The organism is Streptomyces sp. NPDC051569 (genome assembly GCF_044454085.1).
GTDB lineage: Bacteria > Actinomycetota > Actinomycetes > Streptomycetales > Streptomycetaceae > Streptomyces.
In genome coordinates this window covers 58502-82063 of the sequence record NZ_JBITDJ010000011.1, presented here as the reverse complement: position 1 = coordinate 82063, position 23562 = coordinate 58502, and the positions used below count along the sequence as shown (strand labels likewise).

At 69.6% G+C, this 23562-nt stretch carries 12 protein-coding genes, 3 tRNA genes and 2 pseudogenes; 9 read left to right on the top strand and 8 right to left on the bottom strand.

Annotated elements, in window-relative coordinates; translation table 11 throughout:
• The first annotated feature begins 135 nt into the window (after positions 1 to 135).
• The 4 genes from ACIBAE_RS17855 (at position 136) to ACIBAE_RS17840 (ending at position 6444) form a co-directional block, all read left to right on the top strand.
• Complete coding sequence (locus ACIBAE_RS17855; RefSeq protein ID WP_399285939.1) at positions 136 to 1470, top strand: deoxyguanosinetriphosphate triphosphohydrolase; 1335 nt, start codon at positions 136 to 138, stop codon at positions 1468 to 1470.
• A gap of 270 nt (positions 1471 to 1740) precedes the next feature.
• The gene (locus ACIBAE_RS17850) at positions 1741 to 3036 is read left to right on the top strand and encodes an NAD(P)/FAD-dependent oxidoreductase (protein WP_399285937.1); all 1296 of its coding nucleotides are present in this window, start codon (positions 1741 to 1743) and stop codon (positions 3034 to 3036) included.
• A gap of 52 nt (positions 3037 to 3088) precedes the next feature.
• Positions 3089 to 4996 (top strand): DNA primase, encoded by a 1908-nt coding sequence (gene dnaG / locus ACIBAE_RS17845; protein ID WP_399285935.1) that lies wholly within the window; start codon positions 3089 to 3091, stop codon positions 4994 to 4996.
• Between the two features lie 251 nt (positions 4997 to 5247).
• Positions 5248 to 6444 (top strand): RNA polymerase sigma factor, encoded by a 1197-nt coding sequence (locus ACIBAE_RS17840; protein ID WP_399286137.1) that lies wholly within the window; start codon positions 5248 to 5250, stop codon positions 6442 to 6444.
• A gap of 98 nt (positions 6445 to 6542) precedes the next feature.
• On the opposite strand, the gene ACIBAE_RS17835 is transcribed toward ACIBAE_RS17840, so the two are convergent.
• The 4 genes from ACIBAE_RS17835 to ACIBAE_RS17820 form a co-directional block, all read right to left on the bottom strand.
• Positions 6543 to 8471, bottom strand: coding sequence for an ABC transporter ATP-binding protein (locus ACIBAE_RS17835; protein WP_399285933.1), 1929 nt, complete (start codon positions 8469 to 8471; stop codon positions 6543 to 6545).
• On the bottom strand, positions 8471 to 10204 hold the full coding sequence (locus ACIBAE_RS17830) for an ABC transporter ATP-binding protein (RefSeq protein WP_399285931.1): 1734 nt from the start codon (positions 10202 to 10204) through the stop codon (positions 8471 to 8473). The genes ACIBAE_RS17835 and ACIBAE_RS17830 overlap by 1 nt, the downstream gene beginning before the upstream one ends.
• Positions 10205 to 10485: 281 nt before the next feature.
• Complete coding sequence (locus ACIBAE_RS17825) at positions 10486 to 11931, bottom strand: FGGY family carbohydrate kinase (protein WP_399285929.1); 1446 nt, start codon at positions 11929 to 11931, stop codon at positions 10486 to 10488.
• Between the two features lie 95 nt (positions 11932 to 12026).
• Positions 12027 to 12338 carry a YtxH domain-containing protein gene (locus tag ACIBAE_RS17820; RefSeq protein ID WP_399285927.1) on the bottom strand — a complete coding sequence of 104 codons (312 nt, stop codon included), beginning with the start codon at positions 12336 to 12338 and terminating at the stop codon, positions 12027 to 12029.
• Positions 12339 to 12532: 194 nt separating this feature from the next.
• Here ACIBAE_RS17820 and ACIBAE_RS17815 point away from each other — a divergent pair.
• The 3 genes from ACIBAE_RS17815 (at position 12533) to ACIBAE_RS17805 (ending at position 12983) form a co-directional block, all read left to right on the top strand.
• A tRNA-Asn gene (locus ACIBAE_RS17815) sits at positions 12533 to 12605 on the top strand.
• 5 nt (positions 12606 to 12610) lie between these two features.
• Positions 12611 to 12683 (top strand) — tRNA-Asn (locus ACIBAE_RS17810).
• 223 nt (positions 12684 to 12906) lie between these two features.
• Positions 12907 to 12983, top strand: a tRNA-Ile gene (locus tag ACIBAE_RS17805).
• Between the two features lie 118 nt (positions 12984 to 13101).
• On the opposite strand, the pseudogene ACIBAE_RS17800 reads toward ACIBAE_RS17805, so the two are convergent.
• Positions 13102 to 13965: pseudogene (locus ACIBAE_RS17800) on the bottom strand (MFS transporter); the annotation flags it as partial.
• 1 nt (position 13966) lies between these two features.
• Between ACIBAE_RS17800 and ACIBAE_RS17795 the strand changes: the two are divergent.
• Both ACIBAE_RS17795 and ACIBAE_RS17790 read left to right on the top strand, forming a co-directional pair.
• Positions 13967 to 14172, top strand: a pseudogene (locus ACIBAE_RS17795) (ArsR/SmtB family transcription factor); the annotation flags it as partial.
• Positions 14173 to 14244: 72 nt separating this feature from the next.
• Entirely contained in the window at positions 14245 to 14922 is a 678-nt protein-coding gene (locus ACIBAE_RS17790) for a hypothetical protein (RefSeq protein WP_399285925.1), read from the top strand.
• Here ACIBAE_RS17790 and ACIBAE_RS17785 read toward each other — a convergent pair.
• The 3 genes from ACIBAE_RS17785 to ACIBAE_RS17775 form a co-directional block, all read right to left on the bottom strand.
• A complete protein-coding gene (locus ACIBAE_RS17785) occupies positions 14895 to 16337 on the bottom strand; it encodes a hypothetical protein (RefSeq protein WP_399285923.1) in 1443 nt (480 codons plus the stop codon). The genes ACIBAE_RS17790 and ACIBAE_RS17785 overlap by 28 nt on opposite strands.
• Before the next feature lie 273 nt (positions 16338 to 16610).
• On the bottom strand, positions 16611 to 16874 hold the full coding sequence (locus tag ACIBAE_RS17780) for a hypothetical protein (protein ID WP_399285921.1): 264 nt from the start codon (positions 16872 to 16874) through the stop codon (positions 16611 to 16613).
• Between the two features lie 130 nt (positions 16875 to 17004).
• On the bottom strand, positions 17005 to 23190 hold the full coding sequence (locus tag ACIBAE_RS17775) for an RHS repeat-associated core domain-containing protein (protein WP_399285919.1): 6186 nt from the start codon (positions 23188 to 23190) through the stop codon (positions 17005 to 17007).
• Positions 23191 to 23562: the final 372 nt, after the last annotated feature.

Below are 23562 nucleotides of genomic sequence, written 5' to 3'. Positions count from 1 at the left end.
GGCCCGGCCCCGGATGACGCCGGCCCCGGATGACGCCGGCCCGGATGACGCCGGCCCTTCGCCGAGGACCCCGGAACACGGCTCGTCAGCGCACGCCGGGACCGCCCGCCGACGGCTCCGGGTTACCGTCGGTGCATGGCAGGCACCACCGACTTCACCACCCCGCCCCCCTCGGACTCCTCGCACCCTTCCGGCGCGTACGACGAAGCGGCCACCGAACGCTGGGCCACCGAGCCCGACAAGCGTCCCGGCCGCACCGCGTTCCAGCGCGACCGCGCCCGCGTGCTGCACTCCTCCGCGCTGCGCCGGCTCGCCGGCAAGACCCAGGTGGTGACTCCCGGATCACGCAGCCAGGAGTGGGACGCCAGCGCCCGCACCCGGCTGACCCACTCGCTGGAGTGCGCCCAGGTGGGACGGGAGCTGGGTGCGGCGCTCGGCTGCGACCCCGATCTCGTCGAGGCCGCCTGTCTCTCCCACGACATGGGCCACCCGCCGTTCGGGCACAACGGCGAGCAGGCGCTCAACGAGTTCGCCGGGGACTGCGGCGGCTTCGAGGGCAACGCGCAGTCGCTCCGGCTGCTGACCCGCATCGAGCCGAAGCGTTTCGTGCGCGCGCCCGACGGCAGCGGCGATCTGGTCAGCGTCGGCCTCAACCTCACCCGGGCCGCCCTGGACGCCGCCACCAAGTACCCCTGGCCGCGCGGCGCTCACCCCACCCAGCCCGGCTCGGTGAAATTCGGCGTGTACGAGGACGACCTGCCGGTCTTCGCCTGGGCCCGGCTGGGCGCACCGGCGGACCGTACCTGTTTCGAGGCGCAGGTCATGGACTGGTCCGACGACGTGGCGTACTCGGTCCACGACTTCGAGGACGGTCTCCACGCCGGCCACATCGACCCCGCCGCCCTCTCCTCCGAGGCCGAGCGGCGCGCGATCTGGTCGGTCGCGATCGGCCGGTACGTGCCCGCGGACACCGACCCCCAGGAACTGTCCGACGCACTCGACCGCCTCATCGGGCAGGAGTGGTGGCCGCACGGCTATGACGGTTCGGCCGTCGCCCAGGGCCGCCTCAAGGACGCGACCAGCCAGCTCATCGGCCGGTTCTGCCTGGCCGCCGAGAGTGCCACCCGGCAGGCGTACGGCCCGGGCCCGCTCACCCGGTACGCCGCCGAGCTGGTCGTCCCGCGCGAGGCCCGCGACGAATGCGCGGTCCTCAAGGCCGTGGCGGACCGCTATGTCATGCAGCGCGCCGAACAGGAAGCGCTCCGGGCCGATCAGCGGATCGTCCTGGCCGAGCTGGCCGAGGCGCTGACGGCCAGCGCCCCGGAGGGTCTCGACCCGCAGTTCCGCGCGCTGTTCGACGCCGCTCCTGACGACCGGGCGCGTAAGCGGGTCATCGTCGACCAGATCGCCTCCTTCACGGACGCGGCGGCCCGCTCCCTGCACGCGGGACTCACCAGCCGCCGAGCCTGACAGCCGGGCGGGAGAGCCGTACCGGGCAGCCGGGCGGGACAGCCGTACCCGGCGGTCGAGCCCGACACCCGCTCGGCGCCGCACCGGGCGGCCACCTCGCCTGACACGCGTCGCCCCCGCCCCGCACGCCTCACGGTCCACGGCGTCGGCTTGCAGGACAGTAGCCGGGTCAGGGCATGAGCACGGACCCGTGGAGCGCTCCCTCTTTCGCCATCACGCTCCGTGCGGGACGCTCGCGGATGGCGAACAGCGCGAAGAGGAGGCAACACAGTGGTCGACGCACATCGGACCTTTGTCATCGTCGGTGGTGGGCTGGCCGGGGCGAAGGCCGCGGAAACCCTGCGGGCGGAGGGCTTCACCGGCCGGGTGATCCTCATTGGTGACGAGCGCGACCACCCCTATGAACGCCCACCCCTGTCGAAGGGCTATCTGGGTCATCCGGGGCATCCGGGCGGCAAGGAGGAGCGGGACAGCGTCTTCGTCCACGAGCCCGGCTGGTACGCCCAGGCCGAGATCGAGCTCCATCTCGGCCAGACCGTCACCTCCGTCGACCGGGACACCCGGAGCGTCCATCTCGGCGACGGGACGTCTGTTCGGTACGACAAACTGCTGCTGGCCACCGGTTCGGAGCCGCGCCGCCTCGACATCCCCGGGACGGATCTGGCGGGCGTCCACCATCTGCGCCGCCTCGCCCATGCCGACCGGCTGCGCCAGGTGCTGGCCGCGCTCGGCCGGGACAACGGCCACCTGGTGATCGCCGGTGCCGGCTGGATCGGTCTGGAGGTGGCGGCCGCCGCGCGGAGCTACGGCGCCGAGGTCACCGTCGTCCAGTCCGAGTCCACGCCGCTCCACCACGTCATCGGCCCCGAGCTGGGTCAGCTTTTCACCGATCTGCACAGCGAGCACGGCGTCCGCTTCCACTTCGGCGCCCGGCTCACCGAGATCACCGGCCAGGACGGTATGGTCCTGGCGGCCCGCACGGACGACGGCGAGGAGCACCCGGCCCACGACGTGCTCGCCGCGATCGGCGCTGCCCCGCGCACGTCCCTCGCCGAGGCCGCGGGCCTCGCTCTCGTCGACCCCGCCCAGGGCGGCGGCATCGCTGTGGACGCCGGCCTGCGGACCTCCGACCCGGACATCTTCGCGGCCGGGGACGTGGCGGCCTTCCCGCTCTCCGGCTGGGGCGGGGGCCTCTCCGTCTCCCGGGTGCGCGTCGAGCACTGGGCCAACGCCCTGAACGGCGGTCCGGCCGCGGCCCGCGCCATGCTCGGCCAGGACGTCACGTACGACCGGATCCCGTATTTCTTCTCCGACCAGTACGACCTGGGCCTGGAGTACTCGGGCTGGGCGCCGCCGGGTTCGTACGACCAGGTGGTCGTACGGGGTGACGCCGGGAAGCGGGAGTTCATCGCCTTCTGGCTCAAGGACCGCAGGGTGCTCGCCGGGATGAACGTCAACGTGTGGGATGTCACGGAGGACGTCCAGCGCCTGATCCGCTCCGGTGCTCAGCAGGATCTGGAGGCCCTCGGCGACCCGGGCGTCCCCCTCGGCTCCCTCGGCCGCTGATCCCGGAGCCGGGACTGTCGGGACCGCCGGAGCGGCCCCGTAGAATTCACGCGTGGCCGGCAGGATCAACGATGACGACGTGAAGGTGGTTCGGGACGCGGTCCCGATCGACGCCGTTGTGTCCGAGTACCTTCAACTGCGCAGCGCGGGCGGCGGCAACCTGAAGGGCCTGTGCCCCTTCCACGACGAAAAATCCCCCTCCTTCCAGGTCAGTCCGAGCAAGGGTCTCTTCCACTGCTTCGGCTGCCAGGAGGGCGGGGACACCATCGCCTTCGTCATGAAGATCGACCACCTCTCCTTCTCGGAGACGGTCGAGCGGCTCGCCGCCCAGGCGGGCATCACCCTGCGGTACGAGGAAGGCGGGTACAACCCGTCCTCGCAGCGCGGCGAGCGCACCCGGCTGGTCGAGGCGCACAAGATCGCCGCGGAGTTCTACGCCGAGCAGCTCTCCGGCGCCGAGGCCGAGCCGGGCCGGACCTTCCTCGCCGAGCGCGGCTTCGACCAGGCCGCCGCCGAGCACTTCGGTGTCGGCTACAGCCCGGCCGGCTGGGACCACCTCACCCGCTATCTGCGCGGCAAGGGCTTCACCGACAGGGAGCTGCTGCTCTCCGGCCTCTCCCAGGACGGCCGCCGCGGCCCGATCGACCGCTTCCGGGGGCGGCTGATGTGGCCGATCCGCGACATCTCCGGAGAGGTCGTCGGCTTCGGCGCGCGCAAGCTGCGCGACGACGACAACGGGCCGAAGTACCTCAACACCCCCGAGACCGCGATCTACAAGAAGTCCCAGGTGCTGTACGGCGTCGACCTCGCCAAGAAGGACATCGCGAAGGCCAGCCGGGCCGTCGTCGTCGAGGGCTACACCGACGTGATGGCCTGTCACCTGGCCGGGGTCACCACCGCCATCGCCACCTGCGGCACCGCCTTCGGCGGCGACCACATCAAGATCCTCCGACGGCTCCTGATGGACAACGGCAGCGCCCGGGTGATCTTCACCTTCGACGGTGACGCGGCCGGCCAGAAGGCCGCGCTGCGCGCCTTCGAGGACGACCAGAAGTTCGCCGCCGAGACCTATATCGCCATCGCCCCGGACAACATGGACCCCTGCGACCTGCGGCTCGTCAAGGGCGACGAAGCCGTCCAGGACCTGGTCGAACCGCGCACACCGCTCTTCGAGTTCGCGATCCGGCAGATCGTGAACCGGTACGACCTGGAGACCCCGGCGGGCCGCGCCGCCGCGCTCGACGAGGCCGCCCCGATCGTCGCCAGGATCAAGAACGGCTCCTCGCAGCACGAGGTCGCGGTCCAGCTCGCCGGGATCCTCGGCATCCTCGACACCCAGTTCGTGGTCAAGCGCGTGGCCCAGGTGGCGCGCTGGGCACGCGACCGCGGCGGCCGGGGCCCGGCGGCGGAGCCCGGCCGTTCCCCCCGGTCACCGGCGTACGAGATCCAGGCCCCGCAGGGCACCTCGGGCCCCGCGCTCAACTTCCGCAGCCCCGCCCACCGCACGGAGCGCGAGCTGCTGAAGCTGGCCCTGCAGAAGCCCGAGCTCGTCTCCCCGGCCTTCGACGCCTACGGGGAGGACGAGTTCACGGCCCCGCCCTACGCGATGGTCCGGCACTGCATCGAGGAGGCGGGCGGCTCGGAGCAGGGCGTGTCCGACGGCCGGGGCTATCTCGCCCGGGTGCTCGAAGCCGTCCCCGACGACTCCGTACGCAAACTCGTCACGGAACTGGCCGTCGAGGTGTTCCGGGGCAAGACCATCGACGAGATGTACGCGGGACACCATCTCGTGCAGGTCCGCATCCGCGCGGTCGACCGGCGCATCCAGGACATCACCGGGACCCTGACCAGGCTCGCCAGCGGCGGTGACCCGGAGAGGTACGCCGCCGTGCAGAACGACCTGTGGGTGCTCCAGCAGTACGGCCAGTCCCTGCGCATCCGAGGCGCGGACGCCCTCTGATCCGCCTGCGGGCCGCCGGCGGATCGCCCCGGACCCGCCGCCCCCCGGACCGCTTCCCGAAGCGCCGCCAGGCACTGCCCGGGCCCTGTCTCCGGCCCGCGAGGACACCCGCGTAACGGTCCGGTCACCCGCAGGACTCAGAAAGTCGCCGCACGCCCCTCGTGGCAACGACGTGTCGTACTCCACACTGAGGGCGATCCGCTCACCGTGTACGGGACGGACGGCGGCCCGGCCGCCGCCCCGTCCCGCCGCTGCACGACCCCGAACCGGCACCCCCGACCCGGCAGCGATCACCCTGGAGGTCGCCCCCCGTGCAGACCCGGACCGTGACCGAGACCCTTCCCGGAGCCTTACCCGGGGCCGGAGCCCTACCCGGGGCTGGAGCCTCACCCGAGGCCCTGACCGAGGCTCCCGGTGCTCCCGGGGCCTTTCCCGGCATCGTGATGGCCGTGGAGACCCTCACCGAGGACCCTCCGGAGGTGCTTCCCGTGCCCGAGCCACCAGGCCGGCGAGGCCGCCGGGCCGCCGACACCGCGGGGCCGTCGTCCGACCTCTTCCGCCAGTACCTGCGGGAGATCGGCCGCGTCCCGCTGCTCACCGCCGTCGAGGAGGTCGATCTGGCCCGCCGCGTCGAGGCCGGCCTCTTCGCCGAGGAGAAGCTCAGCGGCGCCTCCGATCTGGACTCCCGGCTCGCCCTGGATCTCGACCGGCTGGTCGTCCTCGGCCGGATGGCCAAGCGCCGCCTGATCGAGGCCAATCTGCGGCTCGTCGTCTCCGTCGCCAAGCGCTACATCGGCCGGGGGCTGACCATGCTCGATCTCGTCCAGGAGGGAAACCTGGGCCTGATCAGGGCCGTCGAGAAGTTCGACTACGCGCGCGGCTACAAGTTCTCCACGTACGCGACCTGGTGGATCCGCCAGGCCATGTCCCGCGCGCTGGCCGACCAGGGCAGGACCATCCGCGTGCCGGTCCATGTGGTCGAGCTGATCAACCGGGTCGTACGGGTCCAGCGCTCCCTGCTCCAGGAGTACGGCCGCCGGCCCACCCCCGAAGAGGTCGCCGCCCAGCTGGAGCTGCCCCCCGAGCGGATCAGCGAGGTGCTGCGGCTGGCCCAGGAGCCGGTCTCCCTGCACGCGCCGGTGGGGGAGGAGGAGGATGTCGCGCTCGGCGATCTGATCGAGGACAGCCACGCCGCGTCCCCCGTCGAATCCGCGGCCTTCCTGCTGCTGCGCGAGCATCTGGACGCGGTGCTCTCCACCCTCGGCGAACGAGAACGCAGGGTGGTCCAGCTGCGGTACGGACTGACCGACGGCCGGCCGCGCACCCTGGAGGAGATCGGCGGGATCTTCGGCGTCACCCGCGAGCGGATACGCCAGATCGAGGCCAGGACGCTCAACAGACTCCGCGTCCACGCCTCCGCCGACCAGCTCCGCGGCTACCTGGACTGAGACCGGGACCGGCGCCGGCCCCCACCCCGTACGGCAGCCCGTACGGGGTCGGGGGCGCGGCGCCGGCATTCTCCCGGGGGACCGATCTCCCGGGACCCTCAGTCCACCTCCACGACCGCCTGCGCGAACTGGGCCGAGTACAGCCGTGCGTACGCGCCCTCCGCCGCCAGCAGCTCGTCGTGCGTGCCCTGTTCGACGATCGCGCCGTTCTCCATCACCAGAATGACGTCCGCGTCCCGGATCGTGGAGAGCCGGTGCGCGATGACGAAGCTCGTACGCCCGTGGGCGAGCCGCGCCATCGCCTTCTGGATCAGCACTTCGGTACGGGTGTCCACCGAGCTGGTCGCCTCGTCCAGCACCAGGATCACCGGGTCGGACAGGAAGGCCCGCGCGATGGTGATCAGCTGCTTCTCACCGGCGCTGACGCCGGTCCCGTCGTCGTCGATCACGGTGTCGTAGCCGTCGGGGAGCGTACGGACGAAACGGTCGGCGTGGGCCGCCCGCGCCGCCTCCTCCACCTCCTCCCGGGTGACGTCGCGCGAAGCGCCGTACGCGATGTTCTCCGCTATCGTCCCGCCGAACAGCCAGGTGTCCTGGAGCACCATGCCTATCCCGGCGCGCAGCTCCTCACGGGACATCTTCGCGATGTCCAGGCCGTCCAGGGTGATCCGTCCGCCCGAGACCTCGTAGAACCGCATCAGCAGGTTGACCAGCGTTGTCTTGCCCGCGCCGGTGGGGCCGACGATGGCGACCGTCTGGCCGGGGTCCACCGAGAGCGACAGATCCTCGATGAGCGGCTTGTCGGGAACGTATCGGAACGAGACGTTCTCCAGTGCCACCTGGCCCTGCCGTTCCCGCAGCCGCTCCACCGCCGGGGTGTCCGGTTCCTGCTCGTCGGCGTCCAGCAGTTCGAAGATCCGCTCGGCGGACGCGATCCCGGACTGCAGCAGGTTCGCCATCGAGGCGACCTGGGTCAGGGGCATCGAGAACTGCCGCGAGTACTGGATGAACGCCTGCACGTCGCCGATCGACAGGGTGCCCGAGGCGACCCGCAGCCCGCCGATGACCGCGACCAGTACGTAGTTCAGATTGGAGATGAAGAACATCAGCGGCTGCATGATGCCGCTGTGGAACTGCGCCTTGAAGCCCGCCTCGTAGAGCTTCTCGTTCTCCACGCGGAACATCTCGGCCGACTCCTGCTGACGCCCGAAGACCTTCACCAGGGAGTGCCCGGTGTACATCTCCTCGATATGGGCGTTCAGCGTGCCGGTGACCTTCCACTGCTGCACGAACTGCGGCTGTGACCGCTTGCCGACCTTCGCCGCCACGACCACCGACAGCGGCACCGTCACCAGCGCGACCAGTGCCAGCAGCGGCGAGATCCAGAACATCATCCCCAGCACGCCGAGGATCGTCAGCACCGAGTTGATCAGCTGACCCATCGTCTGCTGCATGGTCTGCGAGATGTTGTCGACGTCGTTCGTCGCCCGGCTGAGCACCTCGCCGCGCGCCTGCCGGTCGAAGTACGACAGCGGCAGCCGTGACAGCTTCGCCTGCACGTCCTCCCGCATCCGGAACACCGTGCGGTTGATGACCCGGATGGAGAGCCGCGTCGCCATCAGCATCAGCAGGCCGGAGCCCACGTAGAGGACCAGGGCCAGCAGCAGGATCTCGCCCACCGAGCCGAAGTCGATCCCGTGCCCCGGTGTGAAGTCCACCCCGGACAGCAGGTCGGCCATCCCGCCGTCGCCCCGGGCCCGCAGGCCGGCGATGGTCTCCGCCTTGGTGGCGCCCTCCGGCGTCTGCCGGCCGACGACCCCCGCGAAGATCAGGTCGGTGGCCCGGCCGAGGATCTTCGGACCTGTCACCGCCAGGGTGACACTGAGCACACCGGCGGTGAGCATCCACCAGAGGCTGGCCCGCTCCACGGTCAGCCGCCGCAGCAGCCGCTTGCCCGACCCCGCGAAGTCCATGGACCGCTGGTGGGCACCGGCCGCCATCATCATGCGTCCGCCCGGACCGCTCATCAGGCCGCCTCCGCCTCGGTCAGCTGGGAGAGCACGATCTCCCGGTATGTCTCGTTGTCCGCCATCAGCTCGTGATGGCGGCCGGATCCGACGACCCGGCCCTCGTCCAGGACGATGATCCGGTCCGCCTCACGGATGGTCGAGACCCGCTGGGCGACGATCAGGACGGTCGCCTCCGCGGTCTCCCGCGCCAGCGCCTGACGCAGCGCCGCGTCCGTGGCGTAGTCCAGCGCGGAGAACGAGTCGTCGAAGAGGTAGATCTCCGGCCGCTGCACCAGGGTCCGCGCGATCGCGAGGCGCTGGCGCTGCCCGCCGGAGACGTTCGTACCGCCCTGCGCGATCGGCGCGTGCAGCCCGCCCTCCAGGGTGCTGACGAACTCCTTCGCCTGCGCCACCTCCAGCGCGTGCCACAGCTCCTCGTCGGTCGCCTCGGGGTTGCCGTACCGCAGGTTCGTCGCGACCGTCCCGGAGAAGAGATACGGCTTCTGCGGCACCATGCTCACGGTCTTCGCCAGCAGCGCGGGATCGAGCTCCCGCACATCCTGGCCGTCCACGAACACCTCACCACCGGTCGCGTCGAACAGCCTCGGTATGAGCCCGAGCAGCGTCGACTTGCCGCTGCCCGTGGACCCGATGACCGCGGTCGTCTCGCCCGGCCGCGCCACCAGCGACACCTCGCGCAGCACCGGCTCCTCGGCCCCGGGGAAGCGGAACTCCGCCCCCCGTACCTCCAGATGCCCGTGCCGGCGCAGCTCCCGCACCGGCCGGCGCGGGGGTACGACGCTGGACCTGGTGTCCAGCACCTCCTCGATGCGCTCGGCGCACACCTCGGCGCGCGGCACCATCATGAACATGAAGGTGGCCATCATCACGGCCGTCACGATCTGCATCAGATAGGCGAGGAACGCGGTCAGCGCGCCGATCTCCATCCCGCCGCTGTCGATGCGGTGGGCACCGAACCACACGACGGCGATCGACGACACGTTCACGACGGTCATCACGGTCGGCATCATCAGAGCCATCAGCCGCCCGGTCGACAGCGCGACGCCGGTCAGCTCGGTGTTGGCGCCCCGGAAGCGCTCCTTCTCGTACTCGTCCCGTACGAAGGCCCTGATCACGCGGTTGCCGGTGATCTGCTCGCGCAGAATCCGGTTCACGGTGTCCAGCCGGGTCTGCATGGTCCGGAACAGCGGTCGCATCTTCCGGACGATGAGGCTCACCGCGATGCCCAGCACCGGCACCACGGCCAGCAGCACACCCGACAGCGGAACGTCCTGGCCGAGCGCCATGATCACGCCACCGACACACATGATGGGCGCGGACACCATCATCGTGAACGACATCAGGACCAGCATCTGGACCTGCTGGACGTCGTTGGTGGTGCGGGTGATCAGCGAGGGGGCTCCGAACTGCCCCACCTCGCGGGCGGAGTAGCTCTGCACCCGGTCGAAGACGGCGGCCCGCACATCCCGGCCGAGGGCCGAGGCGGTCCGGGCGCCGAAGTACACGGCGCCCATGTTGCAGATCACCTGGACCACGCTGACGCCGATCATGACGCCGCCGAGCCCCAGGATGTAACCCGAGTCCCCCTTCACCACACCGTTGTCGATGATGTCGGCGTTGAGGGTGGGCAGATAGAGGGTGGCGCTCGTCTGCAGCAGCTGAAGCGCCACCAGCAGGGCTATGGGTCTCTTGTACGGAGCGAGGTGGGCTCGCAGGAGTCGTAGGAGCACGCGCAGTCTCTCGGAGTTGGCAAGGAGCGGGGGCAGGACCAGGGGTCCGGACCCATCTTGCGGCACTCCACCAGCTGGAACCCAAGGATTAATGTCCAAGGACGGGTCAAGACAGGCGCACGGGGGTCCGCGCGGCAGGTGGGGGGCGCTCCCGCGCGGCGGGCGGAAGGCCCGGCCGCCCCCCGACCGCCGTCCCTGCCCGCCATCCCCCGCTCAGCTGTTCCCGCCCGCTGTTCCGGCCCGCCGTCCCCGCCCGGCCGCCCCCGCTCAGGCGCCCCCGCTCAGGCGCCCGGCGCGAACGCCCCCGGGTGGATCTGCTCCCGCGTCGCCGCGTACTGCTGGCGCACCGCCGCCCCGACGGCCGCGTCCTCACCCGGCTCGAAGACCTGCGCCGCCGCGCCCTGCCAGGCCGGCGGGGTGTGCGGCGCGAGCGAACCCCGCGAGACCCCCAGCGCCCAGGCCGCCTGCCGGGCCGCGCCGAGCGCCGCGTACTCCGCGGGCTGCGGGACCACGACCTGTGCCCCGAAGACCGCCGGAGCGATGGCCTGTACGGCGGGCAGCTCGGCGGCGGCCCCCAGCAGGAACACCCGGCGCACCTCCACCCCGCGCCCGCGCAGGACGTCCATCGCGTCGGCGAGCGAGCAGAGCATGCCCTCGAAGGCGGCCCGGGCCAGATGCTCCGGCTTCATCGACTCGCGCCGCAGCCCGGTCAGGGTGCCCGCCGTGTGCGGCAGCTGCGGGGTCCGCTCGCCCTCCAGATACGGCAGGAACACCAGGCCCGAGGAGCCCGGCGTGGACGTGAGCGCCAGCGCGGACAGCTCGTTGAGGTCCTCCGTGCCGAGCAGCTGTGCCGTACCGCGCAGCGCCCGCACGGCGTTGAGCGTATGAACGACCGGCAGATGCATCCCGGTGGCATCGGCGAACGAGGTGATCATCCCGGTCGGGTCGGCCAGCGCCTCGTGATGAACCGCCATCACCGAACCCGACGCCCCCAGCGACACCACGGCGTCCCCGACGGCGACACCCAGCCCGAAGGCGGCGGCCATCGTCTCACCGGTGCCGGCGGAGATCAGCAGCCCCTCGGGGGTGGTCCCGGCGGCGTCGGCGGGGCCCAGTACCTCCGGCAGCGCGACCTGCTGCCCCAGCGCCAGCTCCACCAGATCCGGCCGGTACATGCCCGTCCGCGCCGACCAGTAGCCGGTCCCGGAGGCGGAGCCCCGGTCGGTCGTCCGGCGCGCGGGACGACCCAGCAGCTGCCAGACCAGCCAGTCGTGCGGCTGCAGCACCAGCGCGGTGCGCTGCGCCGCCTCCGGCTCGGTCCGCGCCAGCCAGCGCAGCTTGGCCACCAGCTGCCCCGACTGCGGTACGGACCCGACGGCCTCGGCCCACGCCTGCCGCCCGCCCAGCGCGTCGATCAGGTCGGCGGCGGCGACCTGCGCCCGCTTATCGTTGCCGAGCAGCGCGGGACGGACGAGGTTGCCCTGCCGGTCCACCGCCACCATGCCGTGCTGCTGCGCCGACACCCCGATGGCCTGGACGCCCTCCAGCAGGCCGCCGGACGCGGCCTCACCGAGGGAGAGCAGCCAGGCCTGCGGATCGACCTCGGTGGCCTTCGGCTCGACCGGATGCGGTGCGTACCCCTGGCGCAGCACGGCACCCGTCTCCGAGTCACAGACGACAATGCGCGTGACTCCGGACGAACTGTCCAACCCGGCGACTATTCCCATGGCACCCGATTCTGCCGCACGCACGCGCGCCCGCGAGCCGGACGCCGCCGGTACGGGCGGGTGCGGGGGCGGGGAGCCGGGGCCGCCGTACCGGCTCAGGTGTTGCTGGTGCCCCAGTCGTCCCGGCCGTTCTGGCTCCGCTCACGCAGCGAGCGCACGCGGTGCGCCACCGAGTCCGGCACCTTGTCCCCGACCTTGTCGCCGACGACACCGCTCACCAGGTGGTACGCCTTGCCCCCGTACTGGCGGCCGGTCTGCGCGGCCGACTCCGCAGCGTTGCGCACCGCCGGGTTCTGCGAGACCTGGCGCGCCGACTTCTTCAGCTGCTCGTAACGCTCGCGTCCGGCGCGCGTCCCGAGCACGTATCCGCAAGCCACTCCCGCGATGAACGTGAGGCGGTACCGCATGGCTGCCACCCTTCCTGAGCGTCGGACCGTTGGTGTCTGCTTCCCGCCTACCCCGCCGGCGCCGGACTCACCCGACGTGACCCGGGAGATACCGATTGGCGGAGCACCCCCCTGCTTGCGCTAATGTATGTGTCGCAGCGAACGCGCGCCGCCTGGGACATCCCAGGGAGGTACGTTCGGTGCAAACGCAGCAATCCCCTGTAGCTCAATTGGCAGAGCAGCCGGCTGTTAACCGGCAGGTTACTGGTTCGAGTCCAGTCGGGGGAGCGCGGTCCCCTGTAGCTCAATTGGCAGAGCATTCGGCTGTTAACCGGAGGGTTACTGGTTCGAGTCCAGTCGGGGGAGCAAGCAGCGAAGAGGACCCTTCGGGGTCCTCTTTCGCGTGTCTGGATCCCGCGCTGCGGGCCCGGTTTCGGATCTCCTTCGGATCTTCTACGAAGATCCTGGAACCGGACAGCGCGCGGCGAAGTCCTCATGGTCAGGCGAAGCCGACCATCCGAGGCAGCAGATCGTATGAGCGGCTATGCTGCGGCAGACGGCGCGCACACATGTGCGCGACGCGCCGTTAGGGGCGGTAGCTCAGCCGGTTAGAGCAGCGGACTCATAATCCGTCGGCCGTGGGTTCGAGTCCCACCCGCCCCACCAGTTTTACCCTGCAGAAACGTTCTGACCTGCGGAAACGTGAATTTCACGGCTGTTTTCCGTGCGGTACTAACCGCGCACGGTGCGGTACTGACCCGCTGTCGCAGCGTGTCAGATCACTTCAGATGCCTCTGACCTGGCCATTTACGTGGTTGCCTGAGGGAGCGTCGTGGCGCGGTCCCACGGCTGTCGAGCGCGAAACTCCGCCCCGTCTCACGCCATCGGGATCGTCGCTCCGTACGTGGCTTGCGATCTCGAATCCCTGGGGCCCGACGTCCCCGTTACCGACCGGGAACAGGGCATTCCGTGGCCGCGCGGAGCGCGGTTACGGAAGCAAGCACGGAAACAGTCGCCAGCACTCCGACCAACTGCGGGTACCCGCCCACTGGTATCGCCAGTGCGGCCCTGGCGAAGGGGGCGAGGGCGGTGGCGGTAGTGGTGGTCGGTGCCGAGGAGGCGGGATAGGCGGCCGTAGTGGGTGGTGCCCCATCGGTCGGTGATCGCGGTGGGTACGCGGCCATCGCCCGCCGCACCAAAGTCACCGCGCGTACGACCGCTCTGATCGCACTCGGCGGCCTCACCACCGCGGCACTCGCACTCGCCCTCGGACTGGCCGGCGTCGGCCGTCGAAGGCGATGGTGCTGAAGGCCAGAGGGCTCTGAGTGCCAGCGCGTGGGCGGGAATCGTGACGGCGGCCAGGACGGCGGCGAGCACCGTGTAGGTCATGCGCCATGACAGGTGGTCGGCCAGCGCTGCGGTGAGAGGTACGAAGAAGGTGGACGCCAGCCCGCCCGCAAGCGTCACGATGGTCAGCGCGCGCGTGGTCGAGGGCCCACCAGCGGGTGATGGCGGCGATGGCGGGCTGGTAAAAGGTGGCCGCCATGGCGAAGCCCGCCAGCACTCAACCGGAGAAGAACAGCGGCAAGTTCGGGGCGGCGGCGACGATGAGGATGCTCAGCACGCCGAGGACGAAGCCGGCCGTCATGATCGCCGTCGCTTCGCACGAGGGCGGGAGGCGTGTGCCTGCGACATCTCCGACGTGGGCGTCTCCCAGCCGACGGTCTCCCACCACCTGAAGAAGCTGCGGGAAGCGGGCCTGCTCACCTCCGAGCGGCGCGGGACGTGGGTCTACTGTCGCGTGGAGCCTTCTGTCCCCGCGACCATGGGGCAACTGCTGTCTGCCGCCGCCTGACGCTCTCAGCAGTCGTCTCCCTTGCGGGGAAAGAACCTGCGCGGTGTCAGTGGCCGCATAGATGATGCCCTGATGAGCATCGATATCCCATGGGCCCGGGCCGAGCTGGCAAGCTTCCTGAAGCTGACCGAGCTGTACTCGCCTGCCGACCCGCCCGGCATGACCATCTTCAGTGCCAGGCTGGCCAACCGCGGCGGAGGCCGCGAATTCGTGGCGAGCGCCCAGATCGTGGAACAGATTCTGGACCGGGTCCTGCCACAGTGGCGTACGCAGGTTCCCGGCGACCGCAACGAGACCGTCAACCGCTGGTGCCAGCACCGGGAAGCGGCCCAGCGTGCCGACGCTGTCCTGTTGCGGGACGCGGAGGTGCGCGAGCGGCTTGGGGACGACGCGCCTCAGCTCGGTGCGGCTGCTATGCACCGGTGGGTGTGGGACGGGGCCAGGTCCCTGTGGCGCAGCGGGCACTTCCGTGAGGCGGTCACCGCAGCCGCGCGGAATCCCATTCGACGACCACGAGCTACACACGGAGGGGATGATTCGTCGCGCCGAATGCGGCGACCTCAGCGATGTTGTCTACGCCGCCGTTCGCCGCCCCGCTGCGCTGACGTCTCCCCGGTCGGGCTCAGGGTGCTGAACAAGAAAGACATCATGCGCTGCCTCAAGCGATTCGTCGCCCGCGAGGTCTACCGCGCCCTGACCACCACACCAACGGAACGAATCACTCAAATCGACCTCGCTCCTGCCGCTTGACAAGCATAGGAGCATCCCACGCCTTGCGTGGGGTTCGCCGCCATCACCTTGAGGATGTTCTCCAGGAAGGGCTTGAAGTTCGCTGTCGCGTACGGCTCGAAAATGGCGGTGACTTCGTCAACGGCATTCATCAGCAGAGCGATCGCGCCCGGTGTCATCGCGTTGACCACGAACTGAAGGAGCAGGAATCCGATCGCCTCGGAAACCGCGGTGGTCACGGCGTCCCCGCGGACCGCCCGCTTGGCCACGGCGATCAGCAGGCTGGAGGCCGCGAAGATGATCGCGTACTGCTTCAGGAAGCCAGCGGACGTGAGGTCGATCTTCGTGGTGTTCTGGGTCAGTTCCAGCATCTTGCGCAGGAACCAGATGTTGGCCTCGGTGAGCTTCCTGGAGCAGGAACCCGAGCGGGTCCTTGCCGAAGTCGATTGCTGCCTTCGCCTCGCACACCATCGGGATGTGATGTAACAGAAGGGGTCGGCCACCGCGGAGGGCACGAACACGAACCCGATGATCACGTTGACCATGGCTACCGCCTGGAGGCGGCGGCGCCAGCGGCCCGGGGTTCCCCGCTCGATGGTCAGCAGTCCGGGGGCGTCGTCACGCAGTCGCAGGCGCATTGCTGGCACCCCCACGGCCGAGAAGCTGTCGGCCGGGTCCGCCTCCTGCATGGCCGGCGGCGACGGCACGAGCGGTTCGGACGGCGTTACGGCCGTCGTCTTCCAGGTGCCGTCCTCCCAGACCAGATCCACGGTCATCCGAAGGAAGGCGACCTGCGGGCGCTGCGTCTCGTCCTTCCCGGCAACGCCGCCCACCGAAGCAGTCCACAGCTCGATGCTCGCGGCCTGGTCCGAGTAGGAGATCGAGCGGGTGGCGAGTGCCGCCGTCCGCGTAATCAGCTCGCTTCCGTCGGCGGTCTTGCCATCGGCGCCGACTCCTCGGTTCTCCATGACCAGGCGAGCTGTCGAGTCGGTGTCGGAGGTGACCGAGTGCAGCACGTTGGACGCGGCGGTGGCCGCCAGCATCCGGTGTCGCCAGTCCTCGCTGACGAAGAACCGGGGATCGCCGTAGAGCATGGTGGCGCTCACGGCAGCGGCACGGGCACCGCGCTCATCGCGTCCATACGGCGCCGGGAATCCGTCCTGGTTGGCCGAACCGCTCAGGACGGGGTCTTCTGCAGCTGCCGGAGCGTAGCCGGAGAAGTCGCCGGGGACGTTGGACGCCTGCCGCACGTCGATGGGAGCGACCAGGCCGTTCGTACTCGAACTGCCTTCAAGTTTCCAGTCGTTGGACTCCCAGGTGAGCGTGACCGTCACCGACTGAAAGTCCGTCTTGGGCGTCACGTGCCCAGCCGTGCTGCCGCGAACCGTCGTCGTCCACAGCCGCACCATCGCCCCCTGAGCGTCGAAGCCCAGCACGTGAGCCGAGAGAACGCCGGTACGGGCGATGGTGCTCTTGGCGGAGACCTTGGAGGTATCGCCCCGAAGGGAGCCGACGCCTCCACCGGCGGCGTGGTCGGCTTAGTCGCGATCATCGACTGAGACATTGGGAAGGCCCGCCAGCGACTGATCACCGCACACACTGGTGACGATCCAAACTGCTTGGGTCGGTGAGGCGGGCGTCCACGCGAACGAGCCCGGTTCCGCATGGCATGCGGAACCGGGCTCAAAGCGTCGGTCAGACCGATTCCGTCAGACCGGTTCCGGACCGTTGGTCTCGGCGATTTCCTCCCGGAGGGCCTTCTGCTTTTTCTTGGAAAGAGAGTCGCCGTTCACACTGTGCATGCCCCAGGGAATGGGGCATGGCCCTTCGTGCGAGCAGTCCGGGCACAGCGCTTTCACCAGCCGGTCCATCAGTTCCTCATGCTGGGCGGCTGTCGCCAGCAAGGCGATGTTTACCTGCCACAGCCTGGGCTCCGTTGTCATACCAGCGGCTTCTGCGTCGGTGTCGCTCATGATGTGGTCCTCGTTCCGAACTGGGCTGGCGAGCGGGGGGCCAGTGTGCCGCGCTCCGGGGACCTGGACCCGCCCGGGGTGGTACCCCGGGCGGAGGTCAGAACACGGGTCCCGCACCGTGGCCGGGGGATCAGGGGCTGCAGCCGCAGAAGCTGCCGTAGGTCCCCCTCCACACCTCGCTGCGGAACAGGATTCCCCAGGAGTTGTGGTTGGCGCGCCTCATCCAGTTCGGCGCATTGTGCCGGTGCATGGTGCGTGGGTCGTAGTTGCCGTCCCACGACTGCCTGACCCGGTTCTTGGTGCAGTCATACGCCCGGCAATGACGGGCATAGCAGCCACGGGGCGCCTGCTGGGTGGCGTCCCGCTTCGCGTCCTTCACAGCGCCGTCCTTCGTCTTCCCGGAGCCGGCGCCCCAGAGGTGGCCGGTGCAGTGCGAGCCCTTGCCCTCGATGTTGCACTTGGCCTTGCACTTCCATTTGCGACCGTCGAGGTCGTTCTGGTTGACCGGGTCACCGGGATAGCCGTAGCGGTTGGCTCCGCCGCCGTGGACCGGGTCGACGGACAGGAACCGGCCGGTGGTGGAGTTGTAGAGCCGTACACCCATGAGGGTGTGCCCTGTGACGGTTTCGGCGGAGCGCTGCTTGGTGCCCAGCCAGCCGTATCGGGTGGCGGCCTGCCCTGCCCTGGGCGTGCCGTACTCGTCCGTGTCCAGCGCCACGGGGGCCTGGGCCGCGTCCAGGGGAAGCTGCAGGGCGATATCCCCGTGGATCGTGGACAGTTGGAGAACCGTGGAGCCGGTGGCACTGGTCGTCGCGGCGAGACCTCCCGCGAGCGAGGTCAGATTGCGAGTCACCGCGCCGGTCGAGGCGTCTTCGACGACCCAACGCGGGTTGTCGGAGTCGCAGTCGTAGTGGTTGGTCTTCGTACCGACGTTCGCCCAGGTGCCCGAGGTGTTGGCCTCGACGGTCCACGAGCGCAGCCGCAGGGCCGCGTCCATGGCCCACGTCTGGCGCCGGGTGCTAGTCGTCTCCTGACGGGCCATGTCGTTGGCGTAGTAGCCGGCGGTCACACTGCCCGGCAACGCTGTGGTGCGGCCGAAGGCGTCGTACGTGTAGCCGGTGGCGTTGAGCCGGTCGGCCGAGTCGTAGGTCGTGGTCGTCGCGGTCCCGCCGCTGGTCGGGCAGTCCGCGCCCGCCGCCGCCGTGGCCTTCGTGACCGTGGTGCGGTTGGTGCGGACGTCGAAGCCGTAGGCGCGGCGGGTGCAGATCGTGTCGGACGTGTCCTGGACGGTCACCAGACGCCCGGCAGCGTCATAGCGGTAGGTCTGGTCGGACCAGCCCGCGTGGCTGGTGGTCTGGTTGTGGACGGAGGCGGTCGTGCTGTCGGAGTAGACGACCGCCGAGTCGCTGTCCCGGGTGTACGTGCGGTCGATCGCCGTTCCGATCGAGTCGTTGCGGACGGTCATGGTGTAGCCGCCCGGCAGCTTCTCCGTGAGGAGGCTGCCTTCGGGGTCGTACGTGGCGCTGAACACTCCGGCGACGGAGTCGGTGAGCTTGGTCGCGAGGCCGCGGGGTTCCACGGTGTGGTCGTAGGTGAAGGTGAGAACGGACGGGACGGTGTCGCTGACCTTGGCGGGGCGGTCGAGGAGTTCGTACTCAGTCGTGGTCCTGCCGCCGTCCGCGTCGGTGTAGGAGATCAGGCGGCCGAGGGTGTCGTACGCCTTGGTGATCGTCCCGGCCGTCGGGGAACTGACGGTGAGAACCCGGCCCGTCACGCTGTCGTAGCCGGTGGTGGTGGTCGGGACGGTCTCACCCACTCCGCCGGTCACCGCGACCGTGGTGGCGCGGCCCGCGCCGTCGTACGTCGTGGTGGTGGTGCGGGTGAGGCCATTGGCGTTGTTGCTGATCGATGTGGTGTTGCCCCAGGCGTCGTACTCATAGGTGCTGGTGGCGAGCTGGCTGGGGTTACTGCCGCCGCCGGTGATAGCCCCGCCGGGACCAATGGAGCACAACAGGTCGGCCCACTCGGGACGTCCCTCGCAGGCGGCGGTGCCCGTGGCGGACCAGTACCTGGTCACACGGGTGGCCGCGTCGGTCCCGGTGGCTCCGGGTGATAGTTCCTTGAACACCTGGCCCTTCGCGTCGTACTCGTAGGTGGTGGTGATGGCCAGGCCACCCGGGTCCTGGATCTTCTTGACCGGCAGGCCCCGGGTCCAGTCGTAGACGGTCTGGGTGGCCCTGGTCTCGCCCTGGACCCCGGGGTGCTCACGAACCTGGGCTCCGACGGTCATCTTGGTGATCTGGTCCTTGACGCCGGCGGTGCCGTCGGTGGGACGGCCCGCGTCGTACTCGTTCACCGTCCAGCCGCGAGCGGTCACGGACGTGCCCGAGGGAACCAGTGTGGTGGTGCCGGACTTCAGGTCCGCGGTGAGGTCGACCCTGCGCAGCGGGGACAGTTCCTCCAGTTCCCGGGTGCCGTCGGCGTCGTACACGGAGCTGGTCGACAGGAGCCTGGCGCGCTCGGCAGAGGTGAGCTGAGCGATGCCGAGGTTGGCCTGGGCGGCTCTGTCCGCGGCTGTGATTCCCAGGGCGATGGCACGGTTGGCCGGCGTGAGATCCCGGACGGTGTTGCCGAACCTGTCGGACTCCGAGGCCGAGATATGGCCGCCGGGTGCCGCGGAGTTCACCGTGCGCCCCGAGACGCCGAGGTAGCTGATGTTCGCGCGGGCGTAGGAGGCGGCGGTGAGACCGGCGCCGGTGTTGGACGACGGCACGGCATCCGCGGGGAAGACGGCGGTGGCATCGGTCGGGGCGTCGGTCTGCCCCCAGACCTTCACGTCCGCCGCGCCCATTTTGTACGGAGCGCTTGTCCCGGTCAGCGGGACGTCGTAGACGAGGGTCGTGGCCGCGGTGCCCTCAAGGGTGCTGGTCGTGCCCTGCTTCAGCGCCGGGCGCGACGACTTGAGCAGCATGCCCTCCCCTGCGGTCGATCCGGACCCCACCTTGCCGTACGTGAAGGTCCACGGCTGGTCCGTCGTGGACTGGTAGGTGATGACGCGGCCCGCGCTGTCGTAGGCGTACTGCGTCTGCGTGGACTGGGCCAGGCGCGGGTTCCACTCCTGGCGCAGGCGTCCGGCGTCGTCGTACTGGTAGGTGGCCACCGCGCGGGCGGTCGCCGAGGTGGCCGACCTCGCGGAGGCATACAGCTGAACCTCCTTGACCTGACCCTGGTAGTCGCCGAAGGCGGTGGCGGTCGCCGTGGTGGCGGTGGCGTAGACAAACTCCAGCACTCGGCAGCCCTTGGTAGTGGGCGTGGCGAGGCAGACGGCGTTGGTGTTCGCCGAGGTCGGGGCCACGATCCGCTTGGGGCGGGCTAGGGTCTTGCTGCCCGTCAGCACGGTCTCGGTCGACATGGTCGTCGTGGAGACGTCCAGCCCTTCGAGGCGTGTCGAGACCACCTGCCAGGTGACGACAGCCGGATCGGGCTTGGCGAACTCGGTCACCACAGCTTCGGAGTCCGACAGCGTGAAGGAGCCGCTGGTGCTGCCTTTCAGGATCAGGTCCTGTGAGCCCGGCTCCGGAACCCACCCGGTTCTGCCGGAATTTGCGGTGAAGTGGACCTCGGTGTCGTCGGCCTTGACCACGGCGACGGCGGTGTCGGAGATCCTGCGGATGTGTGCGTAGTCGGATTCGGTCAGCTCGGCAGTCGTGCCGGAGACCCACTGGGGGCCGAAGATCGCGGCCTGGCCCTGCTGCTCCGCCCCGGCCTGCGGGGTACGAGAGGACGCGGTCCGGGTCACCGAAAGCCCGTAGTACGAGACGTCGGAGGCGGACAGCGTGTAGTCACCGGTGAGGAGATTCACCGAGCCGGGCCCGATCTCCTCGGCCGCGGCCTCGTCGGCGTCGCGGTCGACGACAACGGTGAGCGGGTTGCTGCTGCCGGACACGGCGGTCGCTCCGGTGAAATCGGCCTTAATCTGCACCGTGCCGTCAGGGTCGACCGTGGTGGCGGCAGTCCAGACCAGCGGGGCGTTCCTGCCGTTCGTCAGCGGGACGGGCCAGGCCGTCACTGGCACACCGCCGGCGGTGACGTCCGCCACCGGGATCGCGATCCAGGCATCCGCCTCAGAGCGTCGCCACGAGAACGACACGGCGTTGTACTTGGCCGCGTCCGCCTCGGCGACGAGCGGCAGGCGCCGTGCGGTGCGCTCGCTGTCGGAGGGCTGGAGAAACCCGCCGGGACCGGCGTTGAATGTGTACTCGATCGCCTCGGACTTGTTGTCAGCCTTGTCCACGCTGCGGACGTACAGGGTATGAGTACCGTCACGCGGCGGGGTGACGGAGATGGCCTTGGCCGCCGTCGAGCCAGCAGTGGAAACCTTGGTCCAGGTCACATCGTCCAGTGACCACTCCAGCCACTGGTGGTCGGCCGCGGGCGGGGTGACCGTGAAGACGCCGGCCTGGCCCGCTCCCTTGACCCACGAGTCCGACGGATAGTCCGTCGAGACGACCCGCGTCGGAGCGGACGGGGCCGAGGCGTCGACGGTGAAGGTCTTCCTTGCCGACCAGCCGAGGTTGTAGTGGTCACCGTCGTACGGTGAGGTGCGGAAGGTGTACGTCTTGCCGTTGGCCAGCACACCGGCCGGAACCTTCACGGAGGCGGTCTGCCCCGAAGGGACATATGGCGAAACCAGGACCTCGCCGAGCTGGGTGTCGCTGGTGCCGTCGAAGATCTGGAAGGTGCCGTTCACCTTGTCGCCGTTGGGATCGACGAAGGTGTCGCGCAGTGTCGGGGTCACGGTGTTGACGGTGTACGCGCCAGTGTAGGAGAAGTACGGCGGCCCGGCCTCCTGCTTGGTTCCGGTGCGGGGCCGGTAGTTGTAGGTGACGACCAGCTTGGGCGGATTGGCTGTGGCGTTGGCGGAGTTGACCCGCTTCCACTGCTGGATGACCGATTCGCTGGTGGCGCGCAGACCCATGTGCCCGCGCGTGGTTTTGGCCGAGGCCCATTCCTGGGCCAGCGTGGTCACATCGGCGTTGATCCACCCGTCAGGGGCGGCGGTGCAGCCGACGTTGCCGCGCGTCTCGGTCGAGGTGGCCCTCTTCGCCGTCATGACGGGCCGGTTCGTCCAGCGGCTAGCGGTGGTCGCAGCGGGAGACGACCAGACCTCCCACGGATAAGCCTTGCAGTCCGGGTTGCCGGAATGGAAGTTCCACAGCGACAGTTTGGCGTTGGAGACCAGCGCGTCGGAAATGGGCGCGGTATTCCAGGAGATGAAGGACTGCGCTGTACGCGGGGTGCCGTCGGCGTTGGTGGTTCCGGGGTTGCCGATGTCGAGTTCGGTGTCGGCGGACCAGTCGACCGTCTCGCCCTGCTGGACGTAGGTGTCGAATACGTTGCCCAGCGAGGAGGTCGAGGGGTCGACCGTGACCGGGTACTTCGTGGCCGGGTCGGCCAGGAACTTCGCGTCCGGGGTGATGACCAGATCGACCGTTGAGCCCTTGGTCACGGCCTTCATGGCGACCGGCACCCGCCGGGTGTGCTCGCCGGAGACCTCGTCGACGGTGGCGTCCCACATCACCGGAGCCGGCATCACGGCCCGCTTCGTGTTCTTCGCGTCGGTGAAGAGGACGCTGCCGTCCTTCTGCTGCTTGGCCCGGAGGCCCTTGGCCCGCAGCGGCAGCGTGTAGGTGTAGCCGCCGGCGGTGGGGCGCTGCTTGATCTCGACGTACTGCTCGAAGCCGGTACGGGTCGCCTGGACCACCACGTCGGCGCCGGGCACGGCGTTGACGTACTCCGCCCGGGTGCCCTGCAGCTTGGGGGCGGGTAACCCACCCTTCCACTGGAGCGTGATCTGCTGCTCGCCCTCGCCCAGCGTGACCAGATCTGTGCCCGTGGCTGTCTGGGCCGCCTTCAGCGAGGCCGCCGGAGTGCCGGTCCGGCCGGCGAGCCGCAGGCCGCGCGGGTGTGCCTTCGGCTCGACCGATCCGTCCGGGCCGGCCGCAAGGGCCAGATCGACGTTCCGCCAGTCCTGCGTGTCCTTGTCCCGGAAACGGACCGGTCCAGCGGTCAGTTCGGTGGTGAGCGAGCCGTCCTTGTTCACCCACGTCGTTGACGTCTCCGAGCGCTCCGAGAGCGCCTCCACACGCTTGCCCGACAGCCGGGCCGCGACCCGCGCGGACGGAATATCGGCGGCCTCGGTCGCCACTGCCTCATTCGGGGTGACCAGGGGCCGCACGCCGCGTTCGGCGGCCACCGCTGTCTCGCCGACGGTGAGCAGGGTGACGGAAACAGCCAAGGAGAGACTCCCCGACATCAGGACGAGAGCGCTTCGCGACCATGGATATCTCCGCCTATCCGATATAGGTACTTCGACCGACATTGTTCCCCAGTCTCTTCATGGGACTTGTGATGACACCGTGAAGCTATCGAGGAGTAAAAGGTCGCAAAGAGGTGAAATTCTGAAGGATCGACCACGCGCGGCATCCGTGTCTCGGGTGACAAAAGTCATTGCTGGTACGGAGCTTGAGTGGTTTGTTCGCCGGTAGGCCTGGCACACAAGGGCTGTCCGGTCCGACGGTCGGCCTGGTGCCTATTCCTACGCTTTAGACCAGGCCGCGGCGAGACCTGGGCACTGCGGCGCCCATGGCTGGCGAACCTGAAAGCCCTATTCGTACGTATGGGCCCA

What these genes read in the sequence shown, in the direction of transcription:
- ACIBAE_RS17855 (WP_399285939.1), top strand. Translation starts at nt 136, where the DNA reads ATGGCAGGCACCACCGACTTCACCACCCCGCCCCCCTCGGACTCCTCG.
- ACIBAE_RS17835 (WP_399285933.1), bottom strand. Translation starts at nt 8,471, where the DNA reads ATGAGCGGTCCGGGCGGACGCATGATGATGGCGGCCGGTGCCCACCAG.
- ACIBAE_RS17825 (WP_399285929.1), bottom strand. Translation starts at nt 11,931, where the DNA reads ATGGGAATAGTCGCCGGGTTGGACAGTTCGTCCGGAGTCACGCGCATT.
- ACIBAE_RS17820 (WP_399285927.1), bottom strand. Translation starts at nt 12,338, where the DNA reads ATGCGGTACCGCCTCACGTTCATCGCGGGAGTGGCTTGCGGATACGTG.
- ACIBAE_RS17790 (WP_399285925.1), top strand. Translation starts at nt 14,245, where the DNA reads ATGAGCATCGATATCCCATGGGCCCGGGCCGAGCTGGCAAGCTTCCTG.
- ACIBAE_RS17780 (WP_399285921.1), bottom strand. Translation starts at nt 16,874, where the DNA reads ATGAGCGACACCGACGCAGAAGCCGCTGGTATGACAACGGAGCCCAGG.
- ACIBAE_RS17775 (WP_399285919.1), bottom strand. Translation starts at nt 23,190, where the DNA reads ATGTCGGGGAGTCTCTCCTTGGCTGTTTCCGTCACCCTGCTCACCGTC.